This is a genomic window from Tatumella citrea (genome assembly GCF_002163585.1).
GTDB classification, from domain to species: domain Bacteria; phylum Pseudomonadota; class Gammaproteobacteria; order Enterobacterales; family Enterobacteriaceae; genus Tatumella; species Tatumella citrea.
On sequence record NZ_CP015579.1, the window covers coordinates 157,108 to 169,719 of the forward strand.

8 protein-coding genes are annotated in these 12,612 nt (G+C 50.3%); all 8 read left to right on the top strand.

Going from position 1 to position 12,612, the window contains the following annotated elements; translation table 11 throughout:
- Positions 1–109 precede the first annotated feature (109 nt).
- The 8 genes from A7K98_RS00905 (at position 110) to tldD (ending at position 12,597) form a co-directional block, all read left to right on the top strand.
- Positions 110–2,062, top strand: coding sequence for an EAL domain-containing protein (locus A7K98_RS00905; RefSeq protein ID WP_087486867.1), 1,953 nt, complete (start codon positions 110–112; stop codon positions 2,060–2,062).
- A gap of 319 nt (positions 2,063–2,381) precedes the next feature.
- A complete protein-coding gene (gene mreB / locus A7K98_RS00910; protein ID WP_025903794.1) occupies positions 2,382–3,425 on the top strand; it encodes a rod shape-determining protein MreB in 1,044 nt (347 codons plus the stop codon).
- 141 nt (positions 3,426–3,566) lie between these two features.
- Positions 3,567–4,577 (top strand): rod shape-determining protein MreC, encoded by a 1,011-nt coding sequence (mreC, locus tag A7K98_RS00915; protein ID WP_087486868.1) that lies wholly within the window; start codon positions 3,567–3,569, stop codon positions 4,575–4,577.
- A complete protein-coding gene (gene mreD, locus A7K98_RS00920; protein ID WP_087486869.1) occupies positions 4,574–5,065 on the top strand; it encodes a rod shape-determining protein MreD in 492 nt (163 codons plus the stop codon). The genes mreC and mreD overlap by 4 nt, the downstream gene beginning before the upstream one ends.
- 8 nt (positions 5,066–5,073) lie before the next feature.
- A complete protein-coding gene (locus A7K98_RS00925) occupies positions 5,074–5,667 on the top strand; it encodes a Maf family protein (RefSeq protein WP_087486870.1) in 594 nt (197 codons plus the stop codon).
- Positions 5,657–7,126, top strand: a complete 1,470-nt coding sequence (gene rng / locus A7K98_RS00930) for a ribonuclease G (protein WP_087486871.1) — start codon at positions 5,657–5,659, stop codon at positions 7,124–7,126. Before A7K98_RS00925 ends, rng begins: the two co-directional genes overlap by 11 nt.
- A 150-nt stretch (positions 7,127–7,276) precedes the next feature.
- Positions 7,277–11,083, top strand: coding sequence for an AsmA2 domain-containing protein YhdP (gene yhdP, locus A7K98_RS00935; protein WP_087486872.1), 3,807 nt, complete (start codon positions 7,277–7,279; stop codon positions 11,081–11,083).
- 68 nt (positions 11,084–11,151) lie between these two features.
- Positions 11,152–12,597 carry a metalloprotease TldD gene (tldD, locus tag A7K98_RS00940; protein ID WP_087490312.1) on the top strand — a complete coding sequence of 482 codons (1,446 nt, stop codon included), beginning with the start codon at positions 11,152–11,154 and terminating at the stop codon, positions 12,595–12,597.
- Positions 12,598–12,612: the final 15 nt, after the last annotated feature.

A 12,612-nucleotide genomic window follows, 5' to 3' on the forward strand; every position in this document is an offset into this window, starting at 1 on the left:
ACGTATTTGCCACGAGTTGGCACTGTCTGGTTTGTTGGCTTATGTTAATTTGACCGGATTGTCACAAGGGGAGTGGCATTGCTTAGAGAATATTTCAGGGAGAACAAGGATGCGTTCAACTGCCCGCCTCACGGCTATCATTACTTTTACCAGCATGCTGGCAATGCTACTGATGTTATCCGGATGTATTGCCAGTTTTCTCTGGCTGAATAAACAACGAATTGAGCATCAGTTTAATACCCTGACCACTTCACTGGATCAGGCTCTGTTCACCCACCGCCCGCAGGATATGGAACACTGGCTGCGCGGAATTATGCCGGTAGTGAACATCGAAAGGCTTGAACTCTATGATGGCCGCCAGGTGGTGCTCTCTCTGACCCGCCATGAAGTGCCGTTAATAGAAGATACCCCGAATCAGTTCTACCATTTTTCCGCCACGTTATTGCATCACCCCTCTCTGACCGTGCGCATTGCCATTCTGAACCCTGCTTTAACCTGGCTGCGATCATTTATTGGAATCTCAACGTTTATTTTTATGGCGCTCGTTGTACTGGCGATGTCAGTGCTTTTGGTATTGCTGCATTTCTGGATGCACCGTCAGTCAATAGGCATTGCACTGCTGGAGGCACGCACTGAGCGGATCTTGCGTGGAGAAAGATCATCCGGGGTCAGATCACAGCAACAGGAGTGGCCATTGCAGGTTGGGCAGGCTCTGGACAGTTTGTTGCAGGAGGTTGAGCTGGCAGGTGTCAGGCGGGCGAGGATTGAAACCTTAATCCGCGAGTTTGCTTCAGTGGACACAGAAAGTGGCCTGAATAATCGTATGTTCTTTGAATCCCGATTTTCGACATTGCTTGATGAGCAGGAAGATGCCAGTGAGCATGGTTGCATCATGATGATTCGTTTCACTGAGTCTGCCTCCGGAGGGAGAGGTTCCAAAGAGCACGCTGATAACTCACAGTTATTTGAGCTGGTTCATAGTCTGTCGGCGATGCTTTCCTGTTACCCGGGGGCATTGCTGGCGCGCTATTTTCAGCAGGATTTTTCAGTACTGCTTCCCCATCGCTCACTAAAAGAAGCTGAAGGAATTGCGGCGAAATTAATTACTGCTGCGGATGGGCTGTCCCCCCTGCATAACTACGATAAAGAGGATTTTATCCATATTGCTATCAGTGACTGGCAACGTGGTCAGTCGGTATCCACGGTGATGGAACGTCTGGATCTGGCGATGCGCAGGGCGACCTTATCAGGGGGTAATAACTGGGCAGTAGAAGAGGGAAATATCAGTATTACAGGACGCGGCAGCGTACGCTGGCGGACTTTGCTGGAAAAAACCTGTCAACTGGGTGGAGCAGAGCTTTATCAGAAAGCGGTAATCGATAGTCAGAGCTATGTTCACCATCGCGCGTTACAGGGCCGAATTAAAGATGACAATAAATACATTTTAGCGGCAGAATACATGCCATTAGTTTGTTCACTGGGATTGGCAGCTCCCTGGGATCGTCAGTGGCTGACGGAGATCACTGCTCAGGTCGCCGGATCAGTGTCAGGATCATGGTCTTTTCCGCTGACAACCGAGGCTTTGTTACAGGGGCCATTTGTCCGTTGGCTTTATAAGAAGCTGTTGGATATTCCCCGTTCACAAAGAAAACACTTTTTATTTGAACTTGCTGAAGCAGATGTAGGTCAACATACCAATCGGTTGTTGCCTGTACTGCATGCACTGAACGCATTTGGTTGTCGGATTATTATCAGTCATGCGGGGCAAACCCTCGTGAGCAGTGATTATCTGCAGCAAGCGAAAATAGAGATGATCAAACTGGATACCGGGCTGGTTCGTAATATTGATCGCCGGCCTGAAAACCAGTTATTAGTGAGCAGCCTGGTAGAGAGTTGCCTTTCGGCTTCGACATTAGTGTTCGCTACCGGGGTTAAAACCCGGGAAGAGTGGCAGATGTTGGTAAATTTAGGTGTCAACGGTGGACAAGGTGACTATATTGCGCCAACCTTACCGGTTAAATTTGCACAGAGTGGTCACCGACAGAATTTGCCGGCGAAATAGAGAAATAAGCGGCTGAGTCATGGTGTATTTCCGTAACCGGAGAACGCACTATCGGACCAGAATGGTCGCAGCCAGAAAATTATAAAACTAAATGTTAGATTTTGTTTCTGACATTAGTTTGCGCTTATGACTCCTGGCCGAAAAATGTCGGGTTTACAGTGCTGTGATGAGTGTCGCCGCAGCATGCAATAACACAAATGTACAATTGATTATTTTTTCACCGAAGCAGAATGTTTTTGCGCCTTGTGGCGGCTTCGCGTGGTTGGTAAAGTAAGCGGATTTTATTTTCCGCCCCCAGCTTGCAGGATTACCCCTTAGTATGTTTAAAAAATTTCGTGGCATGTTTTCCAATGACTTGTCCATTGACCTGGGTACCGCCAATACCCTGATTTATGTAAAAGGGCAAGGCATCGTGCTGAACGAGCCTTCTGTGGTTGCTATCCGTCAGGATCGTGCCGGTTCGCCAAAAAGTGTTGCAGCGGTTGGCCAGGAAGCTAAACAGATGCTGGGCCGCACACCCGGTAATATTGCAGCCATCCGCCCGATGAAAGATGGTGTTATTGCTGACTTTTTCGTCACCGAAAAAATGCTCCAGCACTTTATCAAACAAGTTCACAGTAACAGCTTTATGCGCCCAAGCCCGCGCGTACTGGTGTGTGTGCCGGTAGGTGCCACTCAGGTAGAGCGTCGTGCTATCCGCGAATCTGCACTGGGTGCTGGTGCCCGGGAAGTGTTCCTGATTGAAGAACCAATGGCTGCTGCTATCGGTGCCGGTTTGCCGGTTTCTGAAGCTACCGGCTCAATGGTTGTGGATATCGGTGGGGGTACTACTGAGGTTGCAGTGATCTCTCTGAACGGTGTGGTCTATTCTTCTTCTGTACGTATTGGTGGTGATCGCTTTGATGAGGCTATCATTAACTATGTCCGCCGTAATTACGGATCGCTGATTGGTGAAGCTACTGCTGAACGAATCAAGCATGGAATTGGTTCAGCCTATCCGGGCGATGAAGTGCTGGAAATTGAAGTGCGTGGCCGTAATCTGGCTGAAGGTGTCCCGCGTGGATTTACCCTGAACTCTAATGAAATTCTTGAAGCATTGCAGGAACCATTAACCGGTATTGTCAGCGCTGTAATGGTCGCGCTGGAGCAGTGCCCGCCGGAACTGGCGTCTGATATTTCAGAACGCGGAATGGTGTTGACGGGCGGTGGTGCGTTGTTACGTAACCTTGAGCGCCTGCTGATGGAAGAAACCGGAATCCCGGTTGTGGTAGCTGAAGATCCGCTGACCTGTGTTGCCCGTGGTGGCGGTAAAGCGTTGGAAATGATCGATATGCATGGCGGGGATCTGTTCAGCGAAGAATAATCGCTGTCAGGACTGTAATGTTATGGCTGGTGGGCTCCGCCGGCCACGTTGCTTGTGAACACCCAATGATGACGTGTCCAGCCTAAGGGAGTGCAGGCTAATCGCACTCCCTTAATATTTGTCGAGGAACACGCAGGATTTATGAAGCCGATTTTTAGCAGAGGCCCGTCTCTGCAGTTACGCTTAGTTTTAGCCGTGATTGCTGCGATAGCGATCATCGTTGCTGATAGCCGCGTGGGTTCTTTCCGCGAAATTCGCAGCTATCTTGATACCTCTGTGAGTCCATTCTACTTTCTGGCTGATGGCCCGAGACGTTTCCTGGATGGCGCTGCAGAGACATTCGCGTCGCGCCAAATGCTGGAACAGCAGAATAATGCGTTGCGTCGTGAACTGATGCTGAAAAACAGTGAGCTGCTGTTACTGGGGCAATATAAGCAGGAAAATATTCGACTGCGGGAGCTGCTGGGTTCTCCGCTGCGTCCTGGTGAGCGAAAAATGATCACCCAGGTAATTTCTGCGGGAGCGGATCCGTACAGTGATCAGGTCATTATTGACCGTGGTAGTGACAACGGTGTTTATGAAGGTCAGCCAGTGATTAGCGATAAAGGGGTCGTTGGTCAGGTGGTGTCCGTAGGTAAATTTAGCAGCCGGGTTATGCTGGTATGCGATGCATCTAATGCTTTACCAGTTCAGGTATTGCGTAATGATGTGCGTGCTATTGCCTCAGGGGCCGGATGCTCAGAAGATCTGCAACTGGAAAACATGACGGGTAGTCAGGATGTCCGGGTGGGAGATGTTCTGGTCAGCTCAGGGCTGGGAGGACGTTTCCCTGAAGGTTATCCTGTGGCCGTGGTTTCTTCTGTGACTGTTGATACCCGACGAGCAACGACGGTGATTCAGGCTAAACCAACCGCCGGACTTCAGCGGTTACGTTACCTGTTATTACTGTGGGACACCGGAAATAATGGCGGAGCTGCCGTTACCCCGGAAGCCGTACATCAGGCTGCCGATGACCGGCTGTTACAAATGATGCCGCAGGTATTGCCGCCGGCGGGTGAAGCAGGTAAAGCACCCGCCAGTGATTACCCTGCCGCTGCAGCTGGCCCGACAGCTCCACCGGCGACCGGAGCTGTGCATGGAGACCGTCCTTGAGTAGTCGTTATCGCAGTCAGGGACGCTGGGTCATCTGGTTATCTTTTCTTGTTGCTCTGATTCTTGAAGTTATGCCCTGGCCGGAACAGATTTATATGTTCCGGCCATCGTGGCTATTGCTGATTCTGCTGTACTGGGTACTGGCATTACCTCACCGGGTCAATGTAGGTACCGGTTTCTTTCTGGGTGCGGTGATGGATCTTATCGTCGGTTCAACCCTGGGAGTCAGGGCACTGGCGTTAAGTCTGGTGGCATATCTGGTGGCATATAAATTTCAGTTATTCCGCAATCTGGCACTCTGGCAGCAAGCCTGCATGGTGACGGTCTTATCGTTATTCGTGGATGTTGTGGTGTTCTGGGCGGAGTTTTTGGTCAGTGATGTGGCTTTCCGGCCAGAGATTTTCTGGGGCGGAGTTGTCAATGGTGTGCTCTGGCCCTGGTTGTTCCTGCTAATGCGAAAAATTCGTTATCAGTTTGCTGTTCAGTGAGTGAATCCATGCACAGTTTATATCTTGCCTCTGCATCCCCGCGTCGTCAGGAATTACTTGCCTTGTTAGGCTTCGCTTTTGAACGTCTGATTACCGATGTTGAAGAGCTTCGTCGTGAAGGTGAGTCTCCGCAGGAATATGTATCTCGTCTGTCAGCAGAGAAAGCCCTGGCAGGGGTCAGGGTGGCACCCCGGAACTTGCCGGTTATTGGTGCGGATACTATCGTTGTCTCTGAAGGCAAAGTGCTGGAAAAGCCCCGTAGTGAAGAGGATGCACGTCTGATGCTGAACGAACTGTCGGGGAAAACACACCAGGTGATTACTGCTGTTACAGTTGCTAATCGCCAGCACAGCCTTACTACCAGTGTGACCACCCGGGTCACTTTTCGTCATCTGAATGCCCGTGACATTACACAATATATTGCCAGCGGGGAACCTATGGATAAGGCGGGGGCCTACGGTATTCAGGGAAAAGGTGGGCGCTTCGTCAGATCTATCGACGGCAGCTATCATGCAGTTGTTGGGCTGCCGCTGGTGGAAACAGAAGAGCTGCTCGATCAGTTACAACTTTTAGCGGCGGAAAAGGATCAACATGACGGCTGAATTACTTGTAAATGTCACTCCTTCAGAAACCCGTGTGGCTTATATCGACGGTGGTATCCTGCAGGAAATCCATATTGACAGAGAATCCCGCCGGGGTATTGCCGGAAATATCTACAAAGGCAGAGTCAGCCGCGTCTTACCTGGTATGCAGGCCGCATTTGTCGATATCGGGCTGGACAAAGCCGCCTTCCTCCACGCTTCAGACATCATGCCGCACACTGAATGTGTCGCCGGTGATGAACAGAAAAAATTCAATGTCCGTGATATCGCTGAGCTGGTGCGCCAGGGACAGGACCTGATGGTTCAGGTGGTGAAAGATCCTTTAGGGACTAAAGGAGCAAGACTGACCACCGATATCACGCTACCTTCCCGCTACCTGGTCTTTATGCCCGGAGCTTCCCACGTCGGTGTTTCCCAGCGTATCGAGAGTGAACAGGAACGAGAGCGGCTGAAAAAAGTCGTGGCGGACTATTGTGACGAAAACGGTGGCTTTATTATCCGAACTGCCGCCGAAGGCGTGGGCGAAACTGAGCTGGCCCGCGATGCCGCATTTCTGAAACGATTATGGGGTAAAGTCTCTGAGCGTAAAAAACGCAACCAGACACGTTCGTTACTCTATGGTGAGCTGGCCCTGGCCCAGCGGGTACTCAGAGATTTTGCTGAAGCAGAGCTGGATCGTATTCGTATTGATTCACGGCAGACTTACGAGTTGCTGCTGGACTTTACCGCTGAATATATGCCGGAAATCACCCGTAAACTGGAACTCTATTCCGGCAAGCAGCCGATTTTTGATTTGTTCGATGTTGAGAATGAAATTCAGCGGGCACTGGAACGTAAAGTTGAGCTGAAATCTGGCGGTTATCTGATTATTGATCAGACCGAAGCTATGACCACCATTGATATTAATACCGGGGCGTTTGTCGGGCATCGTAATCTTGAAGAGACTATCTTTAATACCAATGTCGAAGCCACCCAGGCGATTGCACGGCAGCTGCGGTTACGTAATCTTGGCGGGATCATAATTATCGATTTCATTGATATGTCTGATGAAGAGCATCGTCGTCGGGTACTGCATTCGCTTGAAACGGCACTAAACCGCGACAGGGTGAAAACCGGAATCCATGGGTTTTCTGCGTTGGGGCTGGTAGAAATGACCCGCAAGCGAACCCGTGAAAGTCTTGAGCATGTGTTATGTGGCCAGTGCCCTACCTGCCAGGGACGCGGTTCAGTCAGAACCGTCGAAACAGTGTGCTATGAAATTATGCGAGAAATTGTGCGGGTCCACCATGCATACGATACCGATCGTTTCCTGGTTTATACTTCACCGCGGGTTGCCGAAACTCTGAAAAGTGAAGAGTCGCACGCGCTTGCAGAGCTGGAAATTTTTATTGGCAAAACGGTAAAAATACACGCGGAACCATTGTATACCCAGGAACAGTTTGATGTCGTTATGATGTGACTTCCTGAATCTTACGAGGAAAGTCTTGCGCGTTAACAGGGATGTTAAGTTGTCGATCGGCTATAATGCAATATCAGCGGCCCGGCCGCAGGTAGTTTTGTGTTCTGTATATCCGGATCTGAGTAATAAGTGTAAATCAAGGAGATGTGTGTGAGGCGTTTGCCGGGGATATTATCACTGATAGTTGCTACGCTGATCGTGATCGTTGCGTTGCTGATCAGTGGCCTCCGTATCCTGATGCCTTATATGAATCAGTATCGTACTGAGATACTGTCGGCCGTTTCGTCGGCCACTGACAGCCACATTCAGGCGAGTGAGCTCTCAGGTCGTTGGGAAACCTTTGGCCCTTCTGTCGAAATTAAAGATCTGCACAGTACACTTGATGACGGTACCACCCTGACAGTTTCACATGTCCGGCTGGCGCTGGATGTCTGGCAGTCTTTGCTTCACGCGCGATTGCAGTTTCGCGATTTGACTTTCTGGCAGCTGCATCTGGACCTTCCTTCGTTACCACAATCTTCTGCCAGCAGTAACGGGCATGTGGCCCCCAAACAGCTACAGAGTCTGTTTCTCCGCCAGTTTGACCACTTTGTGTTGCGCGACAGTAATATTACCTTTCCTTCTCCTTCAGGTCAGCAGGTGCAGTTAGCTATCCCACAGCTGACCTGGTTTAATGAGCGGAAACGCCACAGGGCTGAAGGTGAAGTAGGGCTGACCAGTTTCACCGGGCAGCATGGGGCTGTTCAGGTGCGGCTTGATCTGCAGGATGAAAAGCAGCTGATCGACAGTGGTCGTATCTGGTTGCAGGCAGATGCGGTGGATGTGAAACCCTGGCTTGGTCGCTGGATACATGACAATACGACTTTGCAGAGTGCTGATTTTAGCCTGACGGCATGGATTAATCTGAAAGACGGTGCTGTCGATTCAGGTGACCTGCTATTAAGTAAGGGCAGTGCCAGCTGGCAGGCCGGTCAACAGCAACATCAGTTAACAGTCGATAATTTAACTGCTCATCTTTCAAAAGCAGGTAAAGGATGGGCGTTATCCATTCCCCAGACCGGTATCGAAACAGATCAGCAGCGCTGGCCTCAGGGGCAATTGTCACTGTACTGGCAGCCTGAACAGAATAATTTACTGAGTGCCGCTGATGCTTCCGAAATCAGAGTCAGGGCGACTCATCTTGATTTGCAGCGCATGGCTTCACTGGTGCCGCTTATGGCACCACTGGCACCTGAACTGGCCGATCACTGGCAGTCATTGCAGCCACAAGGTACCGTGGACAGCCTGGCAATTGATTTTACGCCGTCGGATCCGCAAACCAGCCGCTTCCAGGCTAACTGGCATAATCTTAGCTGGCAAAACTGGGAATCAGTGCCGGCGATTACGGGCTTGTCTGGTTCGGGGAGTGGTAGCTTTGATCATGGGCAGCTGACTATCTCCGGTGAACCCCAAAATATTACTGTTGGGGATGAGTTTCGGGCCCCGCTGGATATGCAACAATTTTCCGGTGATCTCGAATGGGATACCCGTGGCGGTAATTTACTCCTTGAAGGTAAAAATCTGAAAGCCAGTGCCCGTTCCGTGGATACTCGTGGTGATTTTCGCTATCAGCAGCTAAAAGGCGGGAAACCCCGGTTGGATATTCTGGCTGGTATTAACGTATCGGATGCCGGTGATGCGTGGCGCTATTTCCCGCAACACCTGATGGGCAAAAACCTGACAGATTATCTGAGCGGGGCAATTAAAGGGGGGATGACCCGTAACGCGACTTTGATTTTCGCCGGTAATCCTCATGATTTCCCATTCCGCCATAACGAAGGCATGTTTCAGGTGAGTGTTCCGTTACGGGATGCCACTTATGCTTTTCAGCCAGAGTGGCCTGCACTTAACCATCTGAATATCGACCTGGATTTTGCGAATGACGGATTGTGGATGAAAGCGCCGGTAGCACAGCTGGGCAATGCGACTGCCGCCAATGTTACTGCAGACATTCCGGACTACCAGCAGGAAAAACTGATTATCAATGGCGATGTTACGGGGAGTGGTACTGATATTCATGATTATTTCAAACAAACCCCATTGGCTAAGTCTCTGGCTGCGGCACTGGCAGAGTTACAAATTAAAGGCAAGGTCAGCGGGCATCTCAATCTGGATATCCCGCTGAATGGCCAGTTGGTGACTGCCACGGGGAATGTTGCCTTTAATAACAACGACCTGTTTATCCAGCCATTAAAGACTACGCTAAAAAATCTTCACGGTAATTTCCGCTACATTAATGGTGCGCTGACCAGTGATCCTATTCAGGCGCAGTGGTATGGGCAGCCGGTGACGTTTAACTTCTCGACGCTCGAACAAAAAGATGATTTTGCGGTGAATGTCGGTCTGCAATCTGTATGGCATCCTGAATCTATTTCTGTGTTGCCTGCGGCGCTGCGTTCACGTCTGAAGGGTAATCTTCCCTGGAACGGTAATGTGGCTATCAGCCTGCCATATCATGGCGAAGCAAGTTATAAGGTCAATATTAGCGGGGATGCTGGTGGAGTGAGTAGTCACTTACCATCTCCGTTAGATAAGCCTGCCGGAGGGCATCTGCCGGTTGTGGTCAATGTAAATGGTAACCTGCAAAGCTTTATGTTGAGTGGCAGTGTTAAAGGCGACCAGCATTTTGTCAGCCGCTGGTTGCTGACGCCACAACTGAGACTTGAACGGGGGACCTGGAAAGACCACACAACCCGGACTCCGCCTCTTCCGGACAAGGCCGCGATGGTCGTGAATTTACCGGTAATTAACGGGGAAGAGTGGCTGGGACTGTTAAGTAATAATAACAGTGACAGCAATGAGTTACGTAGTGCAGGGAACCATGTGCAATTGCCGGGTGATTTCGAATTGCATACACCTTCGCTAAGCCTGGGTGGTCAGCAGTGGAATGATTTAACTGTGTCTCTGGCAGAGTCGATGGCTGGTAATACTACTGTTACTGCATCCGGCAAAGAAATTCGTGGTGAGCTGGATATAAATCATCATCAGCCGTGGCGGCTGAATCTTGATTATCTCTATTACAACCCACAATCCTCTTCGGGGAGTGCACTGAGTGGTCAAATTTCTGATCCTGCTAAGCTCAGTTTTAACCAGTGGCCGGCATTACAGCTGAACTGTCAGCAATGCTGGTTCGCAGGACAGAATTTTGGGAAGATCTCCGCCCATCTGTCGCCGTCAGGGAGTAAGTTAGTACTCACTAATGGAGAGGTTAAGACCGGACATGCCACACTTAAGGTAAACGGCGAATGGGATAATATTCCAGGAGCGACACGTTCAGCCTTAAAAGGCCAACTGATCAGTGATGATATAGGTCAGATGACGCAGTGGTTTGGTACGTCTACTCCGGTCAGAGAAGCGCCACTAAAGCTTGACTATGATTTGCATTGGCGAAATGTGCCGTGGAAGCCCGAAATCTCTACACTGAGTGGTATATTGAAACTGCATACTGGTAAAGGTGTGATTGAAAATGTCAGTACCGGTCGGGCCGGGCAACTGCTGCGGCTGGTCAGTGTTGATGCGCTGTTACGTAAGTTAAGCTTTGATTTTAAAGATACTTTTAGTAACAAAGGTTTCTATTTTGACTCTGTAAACGGTACCGCCTGGATAGAGAATGGCGTCCTGCATACAGATAATTTACTGATTGACGGGCTGGAAGCTGATATTGCTATGCAGGGACAGGCCGACTTCGTCCGGCGCCGGTTGGATTTTGAAGCAGTAGTGGCTCCTGAGCTTTCTGCATCAGTAGGGGTCGCGACAGCTTTTGTTATTAATCCGGTAGTCGGGGCGGCGGTATTCGCTGCCAGTAAGGTTTTAGCGCCACTGTGGAATAAAATTTCCCTCCTGCGCTATCACATCGACGGTACCATGGACGATCCGCAGATTCATGAGGTTTTACGCAAGCCGCGGACCGCCGAATGACACAAATTTGACGGCAGAGCAGAATTGCAGCAGGCTATATCTAAACGTGATTATACGAGTGAAAAATGATGACACTGAATCTGGTAAGTGAGCACCTGCTAACTGCTAATAATATTAAACAGCAGGATTTATTTTCCCTGTTAGGCCAGCTTTCAGAACGCCGCCTGGATTATGCCGACCTTTATTTCCAGTCAAGTTACCACGAATCCTGGGGCCTGGAAGATGGCATCATTAAAGACGGTTCGTGGAATATTGATCAGGGTGTGGGTATCCGGGCGATCAGCGGTGAGAAAACCGGCTTTGCTTATGCTGATCAGCTGACTTTGAAAGCTCTGCATCAGAGTGCCGAAGCCGCGCGCAGTATTGTTCGCGAATCCGGTAACGGGAAAGTGAAAACACTGGCAGAAGTCTCCCATACACCTTTGTATCCGGCGTTAAATCCGTTAGACAGCCTGACCCGTGAAGACAAAATTGCGCTGCTGCACCGTGTGGATAAAACTGCGCGTGCTGCAGATTCCCGGGTACAGGAAGTCAGTGTCAGCCTGAGCGGGGTTTACGAGCAAATTCTGGTTGCGGCCACTGATGGCACGCTGGCAGCAGATATTCGTCCGCTCGTCAGACTCTCTGTCAGTGTTCAGGTGGAAGATCAGGGTAAACGTGAACGCGGCGCCAGTGGTGGCGGTGCCCGTACCGGATATGAATTTTTCCTTGCTGATGAATCAGGCGAAGTTCGTGCCGATGCCTGGGCTAAAGAAGCGGTGCGTATGGCACTGGTGAATTTATCTGCGGTTGCTGCGCCTGCCGGAGCATTGCCGGTAGTTCTGGGTGCTGGCTGGCCAGGAGTCCTGTTACATGAAGCGGTGGGTCACGGACTTGAAGGTGATTTTAACCGGCGTGGAACGTCAGTATTTAGCGGCAAAGTCGGGCAACTGGTAGCCTCAGAACTATGTACTGTGGTTGATGACGGAACGATGTCTGGCCGCCGGGGTTCGCTGGCAATCGATGATGAAGGTGTGCCAGGTCAGTATAATGTATTGATAGAGAACGGCATTCTTAAAGGTTATATGCAGGATAAGCTCAATGCCCGCCTGATGGGCGTTGCGCCAACCGGTAACGGGCGTCGTGAATCATATGCTCATTTGCCGATGCCGCGTATGACCAACACTTATATGCTGGCAGGGCAATCCACGCCACAGGATATTATTGAAAGTGTGGAGTTTGGCCTGTATGCCCCTAACTTTGGTGGCGGCCAGGTGGATATTACTTCAGGGAAATTTGTATTCTCAACCTCTGAAGCCTATCTGATTGAAAAAGGCAAAATCACCACGCCGGTCAAAGGAGCTACGCTTATTGGTTCCGGAATCGAAGCAATGCAGCAGATCTCTATGGTTGGTAACGATCTTGCGTTGGATAAAGGCGTGGGTGTCTGCGGTAAGGATGGGCAGAGCGTGCCAGTGGGTGTCGGGCAACCAACCTTAAAACTGGATAAACTGACGGTGGGTGGTACTGCCTGATTTACGGCGCTGCCC